At 66.7% G+C, this 17,340-nt stretch carries 21 protein-coding genes and 1 riboswitch; of the genes, 16 read left to right on the top strand and 5 right to left on the bottom strand.

Annotation, left to right across the window (positions count from 1 at the left end; genetic code table 11):
- Positions 1–180 precede the first annotated feature (180 nt).
- Genes WK25_RS32385 through WK25_RS05895 form a run of 7 tightly spaced genes read left to right on the top strand, consistent with a single transcriptional unit; the run spans position 181 to position 3,602 of the window.
- Positions 181–855 carry a DNA cytosine methyltransferase gene (locus WK25_RS32385; RefSeq protein ID WP_083252962.1) on the top strand — a complete coding sequence of 225 codons (675 nt, stop codon included), beginning with the start codon at positions 181–183 and terminating at the stop codon, positions 853–855.
- Between the two features lie 14 nt (positions 856–869).
- Positions 870–1,913 carry a hypothetical protein gene (locus WK25_RS05920; RefSeq protein ID WP_069241177.1) on the top strand — a complete coding sequence of 348 codons (1,044 nt, stop codon included), beginning with the start codon at positions 870–872 and terminating at the stop codon, positions 1,911–1,913.
- Positions 1,906–2,373 (top strand): hypothetical protein, encoded by a 468-nt coding sequence (locus WK25_RS32025; RefSeq protein ID WP_236857812.1) that lies wholly within the window; start codon positions 1,906–1,908, stop codon positions 2,371–2,373. Before WK25_RS05920 ends, WK25_RS32025 begins: the two co-directional genes overlap by 8 nt.
- On the top strand, positions 2,370–2,771 hold the full coding sequence (locus WK25_RS05910; protein WP_069241176.1) for an ASCH domain-containing protein: 402 nt from the start codon (positions 2,370–2,372) through the stop codon (positions 2,769–2,771). Before WK25_RS32025 ends, WK25_RS05910 begins: the two co-directional genes overlap by 4 nt.
- A 53-nt stretch (positions 2,772–2,824) precedes the next feature.
- The gene (locus tag WK25_RS05905; RefSeq protein ID WP_156789005.1) at positions 2,825–3,016 is read left to right on the top strand and encodes a hypothetical protein; all 192 of its coding nucleotides are present in this window, start codon (positions 2,825–2,827) and stop codon (positions 3,014–3,016) included.
- A gap of 2 nt (positions 3,017–3,018) precedes the next feature.
- Positions 3,019–3,381: a hypothetical protein gene (locus tag WK25_RS05900; RefSeq protein WP_069241174.1), complete on the top strand. Its 363-nt coding sequence runs from the start codon at positions 3,019–3,021 to the stop codon at positions 3,379–3,381.
- On the top strand, positions 3,378–3,602 hold the full coding sequence (locus WK25_RS05895; protein WP_236857810.1) for a DNA-binding protein: 225 nt from the start codon (positions 3,378–3,380) through the stop codon (positions 3,600–3,602). The genes WK25_RS05900 and WK25_RS05895 overlap by 4 nt, the downstream gene beginning before the upstream one ends.
- On the opposite strand, the gene WK25_RS05890 is transcribed toward WK25_RS05895, so the two are convergent.
- Positions 3,599–4,714 (bottom strand): tyrosine-type recombinase/integrase, encoded by a 1,116-nt coding sequence (locus WK25_RS05890; protein WP_236857809.1) that lies wholly within the window; start codon positions 4,712–4,714, stop codon positions 3,599–3,601. The two genes, WK25_RS05895 and WK25_RS05890, sit on opposite strands and share 4 nt — an antisense overlap.
- A gap of 731 nt (positions 4,715–5,445) precedes the next feature.
- Between WK25_RS05890 and WK25_RS05885 the strand changes: the two genes are divergently transcribed.
- The 7 genes from WK25_RS05885 to WK25_RS05855 all read left to right on the top strand — a co-directional run bounded on the left by WK25_RS05885 (position 5,446) and on the right by WK25_RS05855 (position 12,796).
- On the top strand, positions 5,446–6,471 hold the full coding sequence (locus tag WK25_RS05885) for a substrate-binding domain-containing protein (protein WP_069241171.1): 1,026 nt from the start codon (positions 5,446–5,448) through the stop codon (positions 6,469–6,471).
- Positions 6,472–6,560: 89 nt separating this feature from the next.
- The gene (locus WK25_RS05880) at positions 6,561–7,589 is read left to right on the top strand and encodes an ABC transporter substrate-binding protein (RefSeq protein ID WP_069241170.1); all 1,029 of its coding nucleotides are present in this window, start codon (positions 6,561–6,563) and stop codon (positions 7,587–7,589) included.
- Positions 7,590–7,605: 16 nt separating this feature from the next.
- Positions 7,606–8,430 (top strand): ABC transporter permease, encoded by an 825-nt coding sequence (locus WK25_RS05875; RefSeq protein ID WP_069241169.1) that lies wholly within the window; start codon positions 7,606–7,608, stop codon positions 8,428–8,430.
- A 10-nt stretch (positions 8,431–8,440) separates the two neighbouring features.
- Positions 8,441–9,337, top strand: a complete 897-nt coding sequence (locus WK25_RS05870; protein ID WP_069241168.1) for an ABC transporter permease — start codon at positions 8,441–8,443, stop codon at positions 9,335–9,337.
- A 24-nt stretch (positions 9,338–9,361) separates the two neighbouring features.
- Positions 9,362–10,393 carry an ABC transporter ATP-binding protein gene (locus WK25_RS05865; RefSeq protein WP_069241167.1) on the top strand — a complete coding sequence of 344 codons (1,032 nt, stop codon included), beginning with the start codon at positions 9,362–9,364 and terminating at the stop codon, positions 10,391–10,393.
- Positions 10,394–10,432: 39 nt separating this feature from the next.
- Positions 10,433–11,257 (top strand): phosphodiesterase, encoded by an 825-nt coding sequence (locus tag WK25_RS05860; RefSeq protein WP_069241166.1) that lies wholly within the window; start codon positions 10,433–10,435, stop codon positions 11,255–11,257.
- Positions 11,258–11,596: 339 nt separating this feature from the next.
- On the top strand, positions 11,597–12,796 hold the full coding sequence (locus WK25_RS05855; protein ID WP_069241932.1) for an MFS transporter: 1,200 nt from the start codon (positions 11,597–11,599) through the stop codon (positions 12,794–12,796).
- A gap of 21 nt (positions 12,797–12,817) precedes the next feature.
- Here the strand turns inward: WK25_RS05855 and WK25_RS05850 are convergent, their stop codons facing one another.
- Positions 12,818–13,999 (bottom strand): EamA family transporter, encoded by a 1,182-nt coding sequence (locus WK25_RS05850; protein ID WP_069241165.1) that lies wholly within the window; start codon positions 13,997–13,999, stop codon positions 12,818–12,820.
- A gap of 532 nt (positions 14,000–14,531) precedes the next feature.
- Here WK25_RS05850 and WK25_RS05845 point away from each other — a divergent pair.
- Both WK25_RS05845 and WK25_RS05840 read left to right on the top strand, forming a co-directional pair.
- Positions 14,532–14,843, top strand: a complete 312-nt coding sequence (locus WK25_RS05845) for a type II toxin-antitoxin system RelE/ParE family toxin (RefSeq protein WP_413464094.1) — start codon at positions 14,532–14,534, stop codon at positions 14,841–14,843.
- The gene (locus tag WK25_RS05840; RefSeq protein WP_059543716.1) at positions 14,840–15,121 is read left to right on the top strand and encodes a helix-turn-helix domain-containing protein; all 282 of its coding nucleotides are present in this window, start codon (positions 14,840–14,842) and stop codon (positions 15,119–15,121) included. Before WK25_RS05845 ends, WK25_RS05840 begins: the two co-directional genes overlap by 4 nt.
- 26 nt (positions 15,122–15,147) lie before the next feature.
- Here WK25_RS05840 and WK25_RS05835 read toward each other — a convergent pair whose 3' ends face one another.
- The 3 genes from WK25_RS05835 to WK25_RS05825 all read right to left on the bottom strand — a co-directional run bounded on the left by WK25_RS05835 (position 15,148) and on the right by WK25_RS05825 (position 16,950).
- Complete coding sequence (locus WK25_RS05835) at positions 15,148–15,936, bottom strand: molybdopterin-dependent oxidoreductase (protein ID WP_069241163.1); 789 nt, start codon at positions 15,934–15,936, stop codon at positions 15,148–15,150.
- Between the two features lie 30 nt (positions 15,937–15,966).
- Positions 15,967–16,599, bottom strand: a complete 633-nt coding sequence (locus WK25_RS05830; RefSeq protein WP_040144910.1) for a cytochrome b/b6 domain-containing protein — start codon at positions 16,597–16,599, stop codon at positions 15,967–15,969.
- Between the two features lie 102 nt (positions 16,600–16,701).
- Complete coding sequence (locus WK25_RS05825; RefSeq protein WP_059543720.1) at positions 16,702–16,950, bottom strand: pentapeptide MXKDX repeat protein; 249 nt, start codon at positions 16,948–16,950, stop codon at positions 16,702–16,704.
- A gap of 268 nt (positions 16,951–17,218) precedes the next feature.
- A riboswitch (TPP riboswitch) is annotated at positions 17,219–17,335 on the top strand.
- Positions 17,336–17,340 lie beyond the last annotated feature (5 nt).

Genomic DNA, 17,340 nt, shown 5'->3' with positions numbered 1-17,340 from the left:
ACCAGCCGCGCGGCATCCGTCGCGCGGCAACCACCGGCTTCAACGGTGGGTGCTCGGAGTGACGGGTGGGCGCCGTCACAACGCCAACAGATCTGCAGCGCGGCGCTTTCATGCTAACCAGCTGCCACATGCTAGCCGAGCACCCGCCATTGAGGCTGTACTACTGATTGAGGATGACGAGTGAATGAGCTGGAACTTTTCGCGGGCGTTGGAGGCGGAATTCTCGCCGGAAGGCTTCTCGGACACCGAACGGTGTGCGCGGTCGAAAGCAATCCCTATCGCATCCGACGACTCATGCAGCGACAAAATGAAGGGCATCTTCCACCGTTCCCCATTTGGAACGATGTTCGTACCTTCGACGGACGCCCATGGCGAGGCGTTGTTGACTGCGTTTCTGGCGGGTTTCCGTGTCAAGCCTATTCCAGCGCGGCTCGAGGAAGGAACGTTGCGGATGATCTCTGGCCGGAAATGCTCAGGGTGGTGGCAGATGTCGCTCCCGGGATCGTACGCGCCGAGAACACCCAGAGACGCGCGATCGATCGAGCGGCCGACGACCTTGAATCGATGGGTTACTCGGTTAGGTGCATGGCGCTTTCCGCGGGAGACGTGGGTGCTGACCACATTCGGAAGCGGTATTGGCTATTTGCACACGCCTACGACGACAGCGAATTACGCATGCGCGTCGATGCAGAAATGGCCCAACTGTCGCGAGTACGTCCGCGTGTTTGGGATGCCTACCCCGACGAATCACGAATGGCTGATGGGCTTCCCCATCGGATGGACAGACTCGAAGCCACTGGAGACGCACAAGTTCCTATTGTGGCTGCAACAGCATTCACCCTTCTCTCACGATAAAACGGAGACACAAGATGACCACCACCGACAATAGCCGCGCTGATGCGCTGACGGACGAGCAGCGCGAGGCGATCAAGAAAAGCGCCTTCCTTCTGGAGATATTCGCCGGTCACGACAGCGGCGCGAATCTTCGCCACCACTTCGGCGCGGACTGGCACAAGCATGCGAAGGCGCATGCGGCGATGCTGCGCGCCATTCTCACCGCATCCCCTATCGAGCATCACGAAGCAGCGCCGGCTGGCCTGAATTTCGAGCCCGACGCGCAGCATAGCATCGCCGATATGGCGAACATCGGCTACGCGCTGATGCAGCGTATCGCGCAGATGGCCCCCGGCTATAGCTGGTGCGAGTGCCCGACCGAGATCGTCAGCGATCTGATCAACGAGCGCGACGAAGCTCTCGCCGCTGCGAAGCCCGCACCATCCGCCCCGCTCGAAGGCACGGGCAATGGGGCGGATGAGCGGGCGGCGTTCGAAAAAGAGATCGGGCAATTGATCGATGAGCGCGATTGTTTCGAGCACATGGGAACTGTTCTCGCGGGAAAAGTCAGCGAACTGTTCGTAATCGATGTTGGCGAATGGTCGAGCGCAAACAATCCGATCTTCCGCGCAATCCATATCGTAGAAGACCAGATCGCCCGCGCCCCTCGCACTGAGGTGGCGGGAGCGGTGGCATGCGAGACATGCAACGGTCGCGGTGAGGTCGGAGGATTTCAGGTTACCGGTTTCGGTGAGGGCGGCTACGACTCTCAGCCTTGTCCCGACTGCTCCGCAGATGCAGCGGCAGCGGGGCAAAAGGCGGTGGCGATCGTCACTGAAACCCACGAGGCGCGCGAAAAGCCGGATCTGTACACCATCAAGGCGAAAGCCCGTCTGAACATTGGCGACAGGCTCTACACCGCCCCGCCCGCGCAGGTCGCCACTCGGGAGGGGTTGACGGATCGACTCATTGCCGAATTTGGACACGAGCTTGCCAAACTGCTCGCAATCGACAGTTTCGATATTGCTGATCGTGACGCTCAGATCCGCGCCCTTCTCGAAGGAGCCAAGCATGAATAAGACTCTGAAAAACGAGCGCATCGAGGAACTCGCATTGCTCAATCTCGGATATGACCGACAGGTGCGTCTACGGGACTTTGCCCGAGCCATCGAGCGAGAAGTCCTCGCCACCCAGCGGCCGGAGCCGCGTGACGCCATCGCACGCTCGAAGCGAATCCTCGGTCTGGTCGATTCATATCACGAGAACCCCACGCAGCACACGCGCACCGCACTTCGGGCCGCGCTGATGGATGAGTTCCAGCCGGAGCCGCGCGCCGAGGTGACGGATACCGAGCGCCTCGACTGGCTGATCGAACAGCAGGCGTGGATTCAATGGACCGTACGTGACGGCTCGATTCGTCAGTGCCAAGTCTTCGACCAGGACGAGGACGAGAACTATCACATCCTGTCCGGCGAGGATCGGTACTTCAACACACCGCGCGAAGCTATCGACGCCGCCCGCGCAGGAGAAGCATCGTGAAGGCCCTCTCCGTTCGCCAGCCGTGGGCGTGGCTGCTCGTCAACGGCCATAAGCACATCGAGAACCGCACGTGGAGCACGTCATATCGCGGGCCGCTCCTGATCCACGCCAGCAAGGGCATGACAATCGCCGAGTACGTCGACGTGCGCCGCTTCCTGCGCCTGATCGGTCGCGACGACATCGACCTGCCGCACCCGAAGGAGCTGGAGCGCGGCGGCCTCATCGGCATGGCTGACCTGATGGCCGTCGTCCCACCAGCGGGCCGCACGTCGCCGTGGCACATGGAAGGCTGCTACGGACTCCACCTGCACAACGCGCGCCCGCTGCCGTTCGTCCCCTACACGGGCCGGCTCGGCATCTTCGACGTGCCTGACGACGTGATCCGGGCGGCTGCATGATTGGCCGCCCCTACCCCGCCACCCTGACGCCAGCCCTCGGCCGCGTGCTCGGCATGATGGTCTGGGAAACCGGACCGATCGCGCACGCGCTGCGCGCCGCCGGGCACGACGTCGAGCACACGCCCGAGGCAGAACAGGCCGCGGTGCTCCACTGGCTCACCGGCTTCGCGCTCGAGCACGGCGCGGACTGGGAACGGCATGCGGCCGCCGCGCTGCTCGTGCTCACCGAGTCGCGAGGAGACTGAGCATGGGGCGCACCTGTCTGCACAAGGAGCTGTCGGTCGAGAACGTATTCGCGCGCATGACGCCGGGCAGAACGTATCCGGCCTACGTGATCGCGGCGAAGTTCAAGGTGCCGACGAAGGCGGTCCGACCGTTTCTCGACGAGCTGATCCGTACCGGCGCGATCGAGCACAGCCATGCGCTCGCGAAGACGCTCGGGTTCCGCAAACCAGGGGCGCCGCCGTCAGCACCCGCGCCGGCGCGAACCCCGTTTGAGACGTCTGTCGCCGCGCCGGCGACGCCGCCTAACCTGAATTCAACCCTGACCGGCTACGAACGTGAGATTCGTGGCTGGGTCGAACTCTGCTTGATGACGAGGACACGATGATGGAAACGAACGAAGTGATCAGCCTCGCCCGCCGCGCGGTGCAGCTCTACGCGGAGACGCATCCGCGCCCCACACACGTCACGCAGATGCAGGCGGCCGAGATGCTCGGGATCAGCCGATGGACCGTGAGCAAGATGGTGAAGGCCGGCGACCTGAAGTTGAACCGGTGCGGCCTGATCCCGATCGAGGAGATCGACAAGGCGCGCGAGGCGCACGCTTAAAGCCGCGCGGCGATCTGCTCGGACGTCTCGCGATAGTAGTGCTCCTGCAACAGCTTCAGATCCTTGATCCCGCTGATGCGCGACAGCGTCAGCACATCGACTTTGCGAGCCAGGCGCGTAAGCGCCTCGCCTCGCGAGTCGTGAAACGTCATCCCCGTGATCAACAACGCCATCCGTGCCTTTCGGAACAGCGTGCTCAACGAATCGGCGTCGACCGTGAAGCACTGCTCTCGGTGTGCGACCGCCTTCAGCAGCCGAAGCGCGGGCCGCGGTAGCGGGATCTCGCGCGGCTTCCCCGTCAGGTACTGCATTTTATGCTTGAGCCGCGCGACGCCCGTCTTCATGTTCAGCGTCCCCTTCCCGAGCCCGCGCAGCTCCTTCGCGCGCATGCCGCTGCGCAGCGCGACGAGCCACGCAAGCGCGACCTCCTGATTGATGGTCGTCGGCTCCTTTCCGGTCCGATACCCGAGCCAGCGCACGATCGGCCGCACCTCTTTCCACGGATCGACACGCCTAGTGCGCGCTGCGTTATCGGGCGGGATGCCGAGATCGGTGAACGGGTTCGCGTCGATCCACTTCCATTCCTTTCGCGCGATCGTATAGACGTTCCGGTAGAGGTTGATCTCGCGGAGCACGGAGCCGTTCGTGATGCCGCGCACCTTCGCGCCATCAGGCGCAACGTAGCCCGCCAGTCGCCGGTCGCGCCACTCAGCCCACATCGGTGTATCGGCCTGCGAAAGCCGCCGCTCGGCGTACTCGGGGAACTGTCGGATGAACGACTCGATGCGATTCTGTTCCCACTTCGTGCCGCCCTTTTTCGTCGACACGCGGTTCGAGTATTCGGTCAGCGCCTCGCCCAACGTGTGACGGTCGCCGACCGGCATATCGCGCAGACGTCGCAGCTCGGCCTCGCGCGCCGCGCCCCAGGCGTTTGCTTCGCGCCGCGTGCGTAGCACCTTCGAATCGCGGACGCCGCCGACATAGACCTGCACGCGGAAGCCGTCTTTGTGTGGGGTGATCGATGCCATCGTGGGGAGAGTTGTGCGTAGCGGATGGGGAATCCATTCTACAACCCTCCCCACAATGCGGGGAAAATAACCTGTACGAATCAACAGTATCGACCGGCTAACCCGTTGTTTCTACAGGATTCAACCTGTCGATACTGTTCGTGTTGAAATGTTGTGGTGCCGGGGACCGGACTCGAACCGGCAAGCCAGTTAAGGCGGCGGATTTTCGTCACACTGCTTCTTTCAAAGCCGGCGTCGCGTGCGCGGACCGTTCGTGCGCTGGACTATGCCTTCACCGTCGCGCGCGGGCGGGATTGCCGCCCATGCGCCTTAGGTGCCCCCCGTCTAGTCTCTACACCTTCCTCGCTTGAGCTGTACCGCGAGGCTTGGCTCGGCGTTGCCTCGACGCGCGCACGCATCAGGGGTTTCGCCGAATTTGAAGGGTTCTGCACCGGCCGTTTCCGGCCGGGCACTCAATCGTTTAAGTCCGCTATGTTTACCAATTTCATCACCCCGGCAAAAGGGCGGACGCGATTCTACCATTGCTTGCACATGCGTTAGCTGATTCGCGCGCGGAGTAGCGCGATGCAGCGCGTTCGTCCGCCCCATCGGCGCCCGAATCGATGGCCCGCCGCCGACATCGATACGACACCTCCAGCGATTTCTCCCCGCGCCGCAACAACGGCCGATACAATCGCATCCGCCGCGCTCACCGGCCATCAAACGTCTGATGTTTGTATCGTAATTTTTGCGAAACAGACCTCCCGCGCGTCATCGCGAAGTCACAAACGTTTTCGATAATTTCCCCGTCGAAAACGTTTACATCGCGTCACGCCATGCCGCCCACCATCAAGGATGTCGCCGCCCTCGCGGGCTTCTCGATCGCCACCGTCTCGCGTGCGATCAACGCGCCGCATACCGTCAGCCCCGCAACGCTCGCGACGATCCGCTCCGCGATCGACACGATGCAGTTTCGCCCGAGCCCGCTCGGCCGGCAACTGCGCGGCGAGCGCACGCGACTGGTCGGCGTCGTGCTGCCGACGCTCTCGAACCCCGTGTTCGCCGACTGCCTGCACGGCCTCGACGAACTCGCGACTGCCGCCGGCTTCAAGCTGATCCTGATGACGACGGAATACGATGCCGCGCGCGAGCGCCACGCGATCGAGACGCTGCGCGAGCAGCGCGTCGAAGGGCTGATCCTGACCGTGGCCGACGCGGACACGCATCCGCTGCTCGACATGCTCGATCGCGACGGCCCGCACTACGTGCTGATGCACAACGACACGCACCGCCGCCCGTCGGTGTCGGTCGACAACCGGCGCGCCGCGTACGACGGCGTGCAGCTGCTGACCGCGCGCGGCCATCGCCGCGTGCTGATGCTCGCCGGCTCGCTCGCCGCTTCCGATCGCGCCCGCCAGCGTCATCTCGGCTATGCGCAAGCGCTCGAGGAAGCCGGCGTCGCGCCGCTGCCGCCGGTCGAAGTCGACTTCAACGCCGCGGAGCTGCCTGACGCGGTGCTCGCGCACCTCACCGCGCAAGCCACGCGCCCGACGGCCCTTTTCTGCAGCAACGACCTGCTCGCGATGGTCGTGATGCGCGGCCTGCGCCGTGCGGGCTTCTCGATTCCCGACGACCTGTCGGTGCTCGGCTTCGACGGAATCGCGATCGGCGAGTTGCTCGCGCCGCCGCTCGCAAGCGTCGCGACGCCGAACCACGACATCGGCCGCCACGCCTGGCAGCGTCTCGTCGAATGCATCGGCGGCGCGACGATCGAGCGCACGTCGCTGATCCTGCGGCACACGGTGCGCGACGGTGCGACGATCGCGCCGCCGGCCGCCAATCTGCAGTTTCGTCACGCGTGAACGCGCGCGCCGCGCCATCGCGCGCGGCGTCGCGCAATGCGCGGCGAGATACCCCACGTATGCCCCCACTACCCGCCCGGAGACCCACCGTGTCCCTTCGCCTCACCTCGCTGCTGCGCATGCTCGCAGCACCCGTTGCCTGCGCCGCCCTCGTCGCGTTCGCACCCGCGGCCCATGCCGACGACACCGCGATCTGCTACAACTGCCCGCCGGAATGGGCAGACTGGGCCGCGCAAATCGCGGCGATCAAGCAGAAGACGGGCATCCGCGTGCCGTTCGACAACAAGAACTCGGGCCAGGCGATCGCGCAGCTGATCGCCGAGCAGAAGAGCCCGGTGGCCGACGTCGTCTACCTCGGCGTGTCGTCGGCGTTCCAGGCGAAGGACAAGGGCGTGATCGCGCCGTACAAGCCCGCGCACTGGAACGACATTCCCGCGAACCTGAAGGATCCGCAAGGCTACTGGTTCGCGATCCACTCGGGCACGCTCGGCTTCTTCGTGAACAAGGACGCACTCGACGGCAAGCCGGTGCCGCGCTCGTGGGCCGATTTGCTGAAGCCGGAATACAAGGGGATGGTCGGCTACCTCGATCCGTCGAGTGCGTTCGTCGGCTATGCGGGCGCGGTCGCCGTCAACCAGGCGCTCGGCGGCAGCCTCGACAACTTCAAGCCGGGCCTCGACTGGTTCCGCAAGCTGAAGGCGAACGCGCCGATCGTGCCGAAGCAGACCGCGTATGCACGCGTGCTGTCCGGCGAGATTCCGATCCTGCTCGACTACGACTTCGACGCGTATCGCGCGAAGTACAAGGATCATGCGAACGTGGAGTTCGTCATTCCCGCGGAGGGCACGATCGCGGTGCCGTACGTGATGAGCCTCGTGAAGGGCGCCCCGCACGACGCGAACGGCAGGAAGGTGCTCGACTTCGTGCTGTCCGACGAAGGCCAGAAGCTGTGGGCGAACGCGTACCTGCGTCCGGTGCGCGCGCAGACGCTCGGCGCCGACGTCGCAGCCAAGTTCCTGCCGGCGAGCGAATACGCGCGTGCCAAGCCGGTCGACTTCGGCAAGATGGCGGCCGGCCAGCAGACGTTCGGCCAGCAGTATCTGCAGGTGATGCAGTAAGCAGCCGGACGACGTCATGCTCGACCTGACTTTCCCGTTGCGCTGGCGCGTCGTGCTCGTCGCGCCAGCCCTGGCGGTGTTCGCCGCGTTCTGGCTGCTGCCGATGGTGTCGCTCGTGCGGGTGTCCGCCGACGGCGCATTCTTCACGCAGTACGCGGCGCTGCTCGGCAACGCGCGCTACATGAAAAGCCTCGGCGAAACGGTCGCGCTGTCGGCCGGCGTCACGCTCGCGACGCTCGCGCTGTCGACGATCTCCGGGCTGCTGCTCGCGCGCCGCGAATTCGCCGGCAAACGCGTGCTGCTCGCGCTGCTCACCTTCCCGCTCGCGTTCCCCGGCGTCGTGGTCGGCTTCATGGTGATCATGCTCGCCGGCCGGCAGGGGCTGATCGGGATGCTGTCCGCGAAGCTGACCGGCGACAAATGGGTGTTCGCGTATTCGGTGGCGGGGCTGTTCGTCGGCTACCTGTACTTCTCGATTCCACGCGTGATCGTCACCGTGATCGCGGCCGCGTCGAAGCTCGACGCGTCGCTCGAGGAAGCCGCGCGCTCGCTCGGCGCGTCGCCGTGGCGCATCTTCGTCGACATCGTGCTGCCGGCGCTCGCGCCTGGCCTGATCGCGGCCGGCGCGATCTGCTTCGCAACCGCGATGGGCGCGTTCGGCACCGCGTTTACGCTCGCTACCGACCTGAACGTTCTGCCGATGACGATCTATACCGAGTTCACGCTGAACGCGAACATCGCGACGGCGGCCGGACTGTCGATCGTGCTCGGCATCGTGACGTGGGCCGTGCTCGCGCTCGCACGCCGCTTCACCGGACACACCGCCGCTGCCGCGGCCTGAGGAATCCTTCATGCAATCGCTTTCCGGTTCGTCCTCGCCGTCGCCGGCGCCAGCGTCGTCGCATGCGAGCAGCGTCGCACGGCGTGCGCCGCGCGTGTCCGGCGCGCGCGCGATCGCCGCGCTGCAATGGAGCATCACGCTGCTGTTGTGCGCATTCCTGATCGTGCCCGTCGTGATGTCGGTGCTCGCGGGCCTCACCGTCAACTATTTCCGCGGACTGTCTAGCGGCCTGACGCTGCGCTGGCTCGAACAGGTGTGGCAGCAATACCAGGGTTCGGTCGCGCTGTCGCTCGGCGTCGCGTTCGCGACGCTCGCGATCGTGCTCGCGATCGGCGTGCCGGCCGGCTATGCGCTCGCGCGCAGCAAGAGTCGCGCGGCCCGCGCGATCGAGGAGGCGCTCGTGCTGCCCGTCGCGCTGCCCGGACTCGCGTCGGCGCTCGCGCTGCTGGTCGTCTACGGCGGCTTCACCGCGTTCCGGATGAGCCTGTGGTTCATCGTCGTCGGCCACGTCGTGTTCACGCTGCCGTTCATGGTGCGCGCAGTCGCAGCGGTCGCGGCCGGCGCCGACCTGCGCACGCTCGAGGAAGGCGCGGCGAGCCTCGGCGCGTCGTTCGTCACGCGCTTCATCACGATCGTGCTGCCGAACCTGCGCCCCGGGATCGTCGCGGGCGCGCTCGCGGTGCTCACGCTGTCGATCGGCGAATTCAACCTGACGTGGATGCTGCATACGCCCGACACCAAAACGCTGCCCGTCGGGCTCGCCGATACATATGCGTCGCTGCGTCTCGAAGTCGGCAGCGCTTACACGATCGTGTTCCTGCTGATGACGCTGCCGCTGCTCGTCGCGATGCAGTGGCTCGGCGTCGATCCGTCCGGCACGCGCGCGGTGAAGCGCCGCCCGCGCTGAACCCGTGCAGAACTTCTCGCTCCCATGAAACTCGATTCCACTCCGATCACCCTGACCCGCTGCGCGAAAACGTTCCGCGGCACGCGCGTGCTCGAACCGCTCGACCTGTCGATCGGCGCGGGCGAAACGCTCGTGCTGCTCGGCCCGTCGGGCTGCGGCAAGACGACGACGCTGCGCCTGATCGCGGGCCTCGACACGCCGGACGCCGGCGGCACGATCGCGTTCGGCAACGACGACGTCACCGCGCTGCCGATCGAACGCCGCCAGGTTGGCATGGTGTTCCAGAACTACGCGCTGTTTCCGAACCTGACGGTGCGCGGCAACGTGGGCTACGGACTCAAGATCCGCAAGACCGATCCGCGCGCGCTGCGCGAGCGCGTCGACGAACTGCTCGCGATGATGCGGCTCGACGCGCATGCGGATAAACCGGTCGATCAACTGTCCGGCGGCCAGCGCCAGCGGGTCGCGCTGGCGCGCGCGCTCGCGGTGCGCCCGCGCGTGCTGCTGCTCGACGAGCCGCTGACCGCGCTCGACGCGAAGCTGCGCGACGTGCTGCGCCGCGACATGAATGCGCTGCTGCGCGAGCTGGGCGTGACGACCGTCTACGTGACGCATGACCAGGCCGAGGCGATGGAGCTCGGCGACCGGATCGTCGTGATGGGCGCAGGCCGTATCGAGCAGATCGGTACGCCGCGCGACATCTACTATCGGCCGGCGAACCGCACGGTCGCGCAGTTCATCGGCACGCTGAACCGGCTTGCGGGACAATGGCGCGACGGCGCACTCGTGACGACGGGCGGTTCGATCGCGACGCCGTACGCCGCCGACGAGTGGTTCTTCCGGCCGGAAGACGCGCAGCTCGCCGATCCCGCGCATGCGCCGCTGCGCGGCGCAATCGGTGCGTGCGCGTTCCTGGGCGAGCGCACGCGACTCACGATCGAGCACGCGGCGCCCGACGCGCTCGTAGTCGACGTGCCGGGCCGCATCGAGCTTGCGCGCGGCACGGCGGTCGGGGTCGCAATCGCGGCGGAAGGGCTGATCGCGCTTGCCGCGTAGTACTGCCCCCACGATAACCAGACATTCCGAGGAACGACGATGCTGCTTGCTCAAATCAGCGATCTTCATATCAAGCGTCCGGGCCAGCTCGCGTACCGGCGCGTCGACACGGCCGCCGCGCTCGCGCGCTGCATCTCGAAGCTGAACGCGCTGGTGCCGCGGCCCGACGCGGTGCTCATCACGGGCGACTTGACCGATTTCGGTCACGACGACGAATACCGCCATCTGCGCGAGCTGCTCGCGCCGCTCGAAATTCCGTATTACCTGATGGTCGGCAACCACGACGATCGTGCGGGACTGCGCCGCGCGTTCGCCGATCGTCCCGAACTGCACGGCGGCAAGTTCGTGCAGTACGCGCTCGACGTGGGCGACGTGCGTGTGCTCGCGCTCGATTCGCAGGTGCCCGGCACGAGCCACGGCGACCTGTGCGACGCACGGCTTGCGTGGCTCGCCGCGCAGCTGGACGCAGCGCGCGACCGGGCGGTGATCGTCGCGCTGCATCACCCGCCGTTCGTATCGGGAATCGGCCATATGGACGCACTGCGTCTCGCACCCGCCGCTGCCGCGAAACTCGATGCGCTGCTACGCGGCTACCCGAACGTCGAACGGGTGCTGTGCGGGCACGTGCATCGGACGATGTTCACGCGCTTCGGCGGCACGCTCGCGTCGGCCGTGCCGGCGCCCGCGCATCAGGTCGCCTTCGACGTGCGCGCGGATGCGCCATCCGCGTTCCGGCTCGAACCGCCGGCGTTCGCGGTGCACCTCCATACGCCGGACGCGGGAATGACGTCCCATCATGTGTATGTGGACGAAGGCGACGGACCGTATCCGTTCTATGAACCGAATGGGGAACTGGTCGACTGACCGTGCATCGCTCCCGCGTGACGGCGGGTGATGTCCGTCGCGATGCGTTGCGGCGGATTGCGACTGCGGACGATTGTGGGCGCTCACGCACGCCGTCGAGCCGCCAGCGCGCCGGGCGGGCAGTCGGCTTTCTGTCCGCCTTCCGCCTTCCGCCTTCCGCCTTCCGGCCACCGACGTCCGCCTTCAGGCGGTCCAACCGCCCGGCTCCGCATCCGCCCGGCAACGCAGAATTTCCGCTGCTCCGGTATGATCGGCAGCCTCGATCGGCACTACGGCCGCCCGCGCAACCGCAGTCGGGCCGCACGCCCGCGCGCCGCCCCACTCCGTTCCGTCGCAGCCATGTCCTCCGCCTCCACCGACCGTCCGACCGACGCCGTCTCGCCCCATTACTCGCGCAGCCTGCTGTTGCTGCTCGCGACGATCGCCGGTGTGTCGGTCGCGAACATCTACTACAACCAGCCGCTGCTCGACAGCTTCCGCTCGGCCTTTCCCGATCGCGCGTCGTGGATCGGCGCGGTGCCGACCGCGACACAGCTCGGCTACGCGGCCGGGATGTTCCTGCTCGCGCCGCTCGGGGACCGCTTCGACCGCCGCGGGCTGATCCTGCTGCAGATCGCGGGCCTGTCGATCGCGCTGATCGCCGCCGCGAGCGCCCCTTCGCTCGCGGTGCTTGCGGTCGCGAGCCTCGCGATCGGCGTGCTCGCGACGATCGCGCAGCAAGCCGTGCCGTTCGCGGCCGAGATCGCGCCGCCGGCCGAACGCGGACAGGCAGTCGGGACCGTGATGAGCGGCCTGCTGCTCGGGATTCTGCTGGCCCGCACCGCAGCCGGCTTCATCGCCGAATATTTCGGCTGGCGGGCCGTGTTCGGCGCATCCGTTGCGGCGCTCGTCGCGCTGGCCGCGGTGATCGTGCTGCGGCTGCCGCGCAGCACGCCGACGTCGACGCTGTCGTACGGCAAGTTGCTCGGCTCGATGTGGCATCTGGCGATCGAACTCCGCGGGCTGCGCGAGGCGTCGCTGACGGGCGCCGCGCTGTTCGCCGCATTCAGCGCCTTCTGGCCGGTGCTCACGCTGCTGCTGGCCGGCGCGCCGTTCCATCTCGGCCCGCAGGCCGCCGGACTGTTCGGCATCGTCGGCGCGGCCGGTGCGCTAGCCGCGCCTTACGCGGGCCGTTTCGCCGACAAGCGCGGCCCGCGCGCGATCATCTCGCTCGCGATCGCGCTGCTCGCGGCATCGTTCGTGATTTTTGCGCTGTCGGGGACGAGCCTCATCGGGCTCGTGATCGGCGTGATCGTGCTGGACGTCGGCGTGCAGGCCGCGCAGATCTCGAACCAGTCGCGCATCTACGCGCTGAAGCCCGAAGCGCGCAGCCGCGTGAACACCGTGTACATGGTGTGCTACTTCATCGGCGGCGCGCTCGGCTCGTCGGCCGGCGTCGCCGCGTGGCATGCATTCGGCTGGATCGGCATGTGCACGGCCGGCCTGCTCTTCACCGCGCTCGCGGGCTGGTGTCATTCCCGGGGCGCACGGCGCGGCTGAACCTCGCCGGACGCGCCGGCGTCACGCGTCGGCGCGCGACGCGGCCGGTTCGCCGTCCGGCGGCGGCGTGAATGCCGGCGCGGGATCCATGACGGCGGCCGGGTCGACGACGGAGCCGGGCGCCGGCACGGCGAGCGGTACCGCCGAAGGCGCGAGGATCGGCGCCGGATCGGACATTGCGGGCTGATCCGGGGCAGCTGCCGGCACCGCTGCCGACTCGGCGGCGGCGGCGCCCGCGCCCGACGAAACGTCGGCCGATGCGTGCGCCGCAGGCCGGCGCGCGGGATCGAACACGAACGACAACCCGACGCTGCCCAGAATCGCGACGGTCGCGACCACCGTCGCCGTCGTCACCGGCTCGCCGAGCATCAGCGCGCCCAGCGCGACCGCGACGATCGGGTTCACGTACATGCAACTGCTCGCGATGATCGGGCTCGTATGGCGGATCAGGTAGCCATACGCGACATACGCGGCCATCGTGCAGAACACCATCAGGTAAAGGAACGCGAACACCGGCGCCGCCGCGACCTGCTCGATGCGCTCGCCCATCAGCCATGCGGCGAGCGTGGACATCAGGCCGCCAAGCCCGATCTGCAGCGACGTCGACAGGAACAGGTCCGACGGCAGCTTGAGCCGCGTCGCAAGATGCGCGCCGCCCGCCCAGAACAATGCGCCGGCCAGCACGCAAATCGTGCCGAGCGCCGAGTTCGCGGCCGCCGCGCCGCCCGAGTTCAGCACGACGATGCCGACCATCCCGAGCGCGACGGCCGCCCACTCGCCCTTCGTCACCGGCCGCCCGGCGACCGCCGCGATCACGGTCGCGAACAGCGGCACCGTCGCGACCATCACCGCGGCCGAGCCGCTGCTGACGGTGCGCATCCCGAGCGCGATCGTGCCCGACGACAGCGCGACCAGCATCGTGCCGACGATCGCGGAGTTGCGGATTTCCAGCAGCGTCGGCCATTCGGGCTTGCGCCGCAGCGCGAAGATGAACAGGCCGATGCCGCCGAGCAGGTTGCGCAACCCCGACAGCAGCAGCGGCGGGAACGACTGCAGCGCGAAATGCAGCCCGCTGTACGTCGAGCCCCAGACGAAATAGATGAACACGAGGGCCAGCGCGACGCGGCCGCCGCGGCTTTGCGGCAGACGGATCCGGATCGGCAGGCGGGCGAGGAAATCGAGCAGGCGGTCGAGCGGAGTCATCGTTCAGCCCGCCCGCACGATGAGTCGCGTGCTCCGCTGGGTGGCGTCGGCGAGGCCGGCAAGCGGCCCCGACGGGACCAGGAAGGCGGAAGCGAACGTGCGGAACGACATGGCAGTGCGAACGGCGACGAATGAAAACCGGCGAGCGGCGGCAGAGGATCGAGAAAACGTGCGTGAACCGCTTCGGTTGCACACGCTCGGCATTATGGCATCAAGGATTCGAAAGCACCGTCCGACCTGTCTGAAAGGATATCGACTGATGTTTCGGCGCGACATTCGCGGCCACCGCGCGCGCTGAAGCCGCGGCCGAACACGCGTCGCGCAGGCAGCCCCGCGCTCGTCCACGCATCGCGATCGACACCTCGGGCCGACGGCCGGTCATGCGGTTCACGGGCCGCATTGCGTTTATGGCGTGACCGTTGTGACGCGCGGCATGCCCTTTCGGCGGCCGGCGTCCTGCCGATTCCACCGACACTACGCATACAAAATTTTGTATGCTGCCGCCCTCCTTCCGCCGAAACCGGTCGTTTTCTTGGGCAGCGGGCTGGACGCGCTTCGCGGCTTTCCGTTGCCGGCACGCGATGAAGCCGGTCACCAGTTCGACCCGGTGCAGCCCGGGATGACACCCGCCGACTGGAAGCCGATGCGCAACGTCGGGCCTGGCGTACGAGAAATCCGCCTGGGGGATGCAAGCGGCGCATTCCGGATCATCCACGTCGCGACGTTCGCCGACGCGATCTACGTGCTGCACCGCTCTCGCACGCAGTCGGCGCGCACCTGTCAGGCCGATATCGCGCCGGCCGCCCGGCGCTACCGGGCACTGACGTTGGAAACGAAACGATGAGCAACGAACGGCATGCGAGCGTGTGGCACGCAATCGAAAGCCGGCCGGCCGACGCCCGCAACATGAAGCTGCGCTCCGAACTGATGATCGCGCTCAAGCAGCGCATCGCGCCGCTCGAGCTCAGCCCGGCTCAGGCCGCGAAGCCGCTCGGCGTCACGCAGCCGCGCGTGTCCGATCTGCTGCGCGGCAAGATCAACCTGTTCGGGCTCGACGCGCTCGTGAACATGGCCGCGGCGGTCGGCCTGCGCGTCGAGCTGAAGGTGCGCGAATCCGCGTAACGCACGCGTCACGGCGCGTGCGCCGCTCACGATCCGCCGAACCAGTTGTAGCCCTGGTCGACCCAGTAGCCGCCCGGATAGGTGTCGGTCACGAAGATTTCCATGATGTGCTTCGGATTTTTGTAGCCGAGCTTCGTCGGCATTCGCAGCTTCATCGGAAAACCGAACTCCGGCGGCAAGCGACGGCCGTCGTATTCGAACGCGAGCAGCGTTTGCGGATGCAGCGCGGTTGGCATGTCGATGCTTTCGTAGTAATCGTCCGCGCATTTGAAGCCGACGTATTTCGCGTGCGTATCGGCGCCGGCGCGTGCGAGAAACGCACCGAACGGCGTGCCGCCCCAGCGGCCGATCGCACTCCATCCTTCGACGCAGATATGCCGCGTGATCTGCTCCGCGTGCGGCAGCGCGTACAGTTCGTCGAGCGTCCACACGCGCTTGCCGGTCACGCGGCCCGACAGCACGAGCCGGTACGTCGACGCGTCGACATGCGGCACGTCGTCGATGCCGTAGTACGCGTTGAACGGGAACGGCCGCGTGATGTCGGCTTCGGTGTAAGTCGGCGCGAGCCGCTCGCCGCTGAAGAGCCATGCCTGCACGCGATCGTTCAGCCGCGATACGCGCTCCAGAAACGTGTTGACCGATGCATCGTCATGCAGCGTGCAGCCGGTCAGCATCGTCAGGCCGCCGAGCGTCAGGATGCGCCGGTTGAACAGCCGCCGCGACGGCATTTCCAGCTCGCGGCGCACGTCGAGCGCGAGCGAGTGGCGGTCGAGCGCCCAGCGCGAATCGTCGCGCTTGATTTCGGATTCCGACATGATGATTTCCTTCGTCCGGGATTCGACGGATCAGCGGCCGCGCAGCATCGCCAGCAGCGAGCGCGGCACGAGCAGCGCCATCGCGACGTGCACGACGAAGAACGCAACCAGCAGCGACATCGCCCAGAAATGCACGACGCGTGCGTTGTCGTAGCCGCCGAACAGTTCGCGCAGAAGCGGGAACTGCACCGACTTCCAGATCGTCAGCCCCGACAGCACCAGTACGATCAGATCGACGATCGCGATCAGGTACGCGGCACGCTGCACGGCGTTGTAGACGCTCAAATCGTCGTGCGCGAGGCGCCCGCGCAACGCGGCGCGCACGTCTCGCCACACCGACGCCGGCGTGACGGGCAGCATCTTGCGCGCGAGGCGTCCGGTCGCGATTGCCATCGTCAGATAGAACAGCCCGTTGCCGACGAGCAGCCACATCGCCGCGAAATGCCATTGCAGCGCGCCGCCGAGCCAGCCGCCGAGCGTGATGCCGTGGGCAAACGTGAATGACGGATAGATCGGCGATGCGTCGTAGATTCGCCAGCCCGACAGCGCCATCAGGATCGCCGCGAGCGCGTTGAGCCAGTGGCTCACGCGCACCCATAGCGGATGAATCGGGCGCGCGGGCGGCGCGGCGGCCGCGCGGTTCGTGGCGGGGACGGTTTGCATGATGAACACTCCCGAAACGGGTCGAACAAACGCAACGAGACAAGACGCGGCGCGCGCGGCCGGCGATCGTCGAGCACGCGCCGGCCGCCCGCGCCGGCGGCGTCAGTTGGACGGCGCCATCTTGTCGCCCGACGACTTGCCCATCGCGTCGTGCGACATCGCGTCCTTCTTCATCGCATGCTTCTTCATGGCGCCCTTCTTCATCGCGCCATCCTTCGCCATCGCGTCGTGGCCCATCGCATCCTTCGACATCGACGAACCGTTTTGCGACATCGCGTCGTTCTGCGCATACGCGCCCGTTGCAAGGGTGGCGAAAGCGGCGACGCAGGCGGCGACCAGTACGTTTTTCATGACATTTCTCCGAAACATGGGTTTGAGGAGCCCAATAGACGGACGACGTCGCAGGAAATGACAGCCGGTCCGAAAATATTTTTCGACCGGCCGGACGCCATCGCGATGCTGCACTGCTACGCCACTGCCGGCCGCATGGCCGGCGCGGGCAACGGCTATCGATGATGCAGCGCACCGTCGGCACGCGACGCCAGCATGCGCGGACCGGTGCCCGCGCATGCTGGCGTCGCCGGTTGAAACCGCCGCCAAGCCGGTGTATCGTGTGCCCTTGCTAACGCGGGGGTCCTGCAATGCGTTCGGTCAAACAACCGGCATTGCGGGTGAGAAATACCCTTTGAACCTGATCTGGATAATGCCAGCGCAGGGAAGCGTACGGATTCCGCCGCCACT

This window comes from Burkholderia latens (assembly GCF_001718795.1).
In the GTDB taxonomy this organism is placed as follows: domain Bacteria; phylum Pseudomonadota; class Gammaproteobacteria; order Burkholderiales; family Burkholderiaceae; genus Burkholderia; species Burkholderia latens_A.
Note: the sequence above shows the minus strand (reverse complement) of the source record. Positions and strands in the feature narration are given on the sequence as shown.

What these genes read in the sequence shown, in the direction of transcription:
- WK25_RS05840 (WP_059543716.1), top strand. Translation starts at nt 14,840, where the DNA reads ATGAGCAACGAACGGCATGCGAGCGTGTGGCACGCAATCGAAAGCCGG.
- WK25_RS05920 (WP_069241177.1), top strand. Translation starts at nt 870, where the DNA reads ATGACCACCACCGACAATAGCCGCGCTGATGCGCTGACGGACGAGCAG.
- WK25_RS05825 (WP_059543720.1), bottom strand. Translation starts at nt 16,950, where the DNA reads ATGAAAAACGTACTGGTCGCCGCCTGCGTCGCCGCTTTCGCCACCCTT.
- WK25_RS05865 (WP_069241167.1), top strand. Translation starts at nt 9,362, where the DNA reads ATGAAACTCGATTCCACTCCGATCACCCTGACCCGCTGCGCGAAAACG.
- WK25_RS05900 (WP_069241174.1), top strand. Translation starts at nt 3,019, where the DNA reads ATGGGGCGCACCTGTCTGCACAAGGAGCTGTCGGTCGAGAACGTATTC.
- WK25_RS32025 (WP_236857812.1), top strand. Translation starts at nt 1,906, where the DNA reads ATGAATAAGACTCTGAAAAACGAGCGCATCGAGGAACTCGCATTGCTC.
- WK25_RS05835 (WP_069241163.1), bottom strand. Translation starts at nt 15,936, where the DNA reads ATGTCGGAATCCGAAATCAAGCGCGACGATTCGCGCTGGGCGCTCGAC.
- WK25_RS05895 (WP_236857810.1), top strand. Translation starts at nt 3,378, where the DNA reads ATGATGGAAACGAACGAAGTGATCAGCCTCGCCCGCCGCGCGGTGCAG.
- WK25_RS05905 (WP_156789005.1), top strand. Translation starts at nt 2,825, where the DNA reads ATGATGGTCTGGGAAACCGGACCGATCGCGCACGCGCTGCGCGCCGCC.
- WK25_RS05885 (WP_069241171.1), top strand. Translation starts at nt 5,446, where the DNA reads ATGCCGCCCACCATCAAGGATGTCGCCGCCCTCGCGGGCTTCTCGATC.
- WK25_RS05850 (WP_069241165.1), bottom strand. Translation starts at nt 13,999, where the DNA reads ATGACTCCGCTCGACCGCCTGCTCGATTTCCTCGCCCGCCTGCCGATC.
- WK25_RS05855 (WP_069241932.1), top strand. Translation starts at nt 11,597, where the DNA reads ATGTCCTCCGCCTCCACCGACCGTCCGACCGACGCCGTCTCGCCCCAT.
- WK25_RS05875 (WP_069241169.1), top strand. Translation starts at nt 7,606, where the DNA reads ATGCTCGACCTGACTTTCCCGTTGCGCTGGCGCGTCGTGCTCGTCGCG.
- WK25_RS05830 (WP_040144910.1), bottom strand. Translation starts at nt 16,599, where the DNA reads ATGCAAACCGTCCCCGCCACGAACCGCGCGGCCGCCGCGCCGCCCGCG.
- WK25_RS05870 (WP_069241168.1), top strand. Translation starts at nt 8,441, where the DNA reads ATGCAATCGCTTTCCGGTTCGTCCTCGCCGTCGCCGGCGCCAGCGTCG.
- WK25_RS05860 (WP_069241166.1), top strand. Translation starts at nt 10,433, where the DNA reads ATGCTGCTTGCTCAAATCAGCGATCTTCATATCAAGCGTCCGGGCCAG.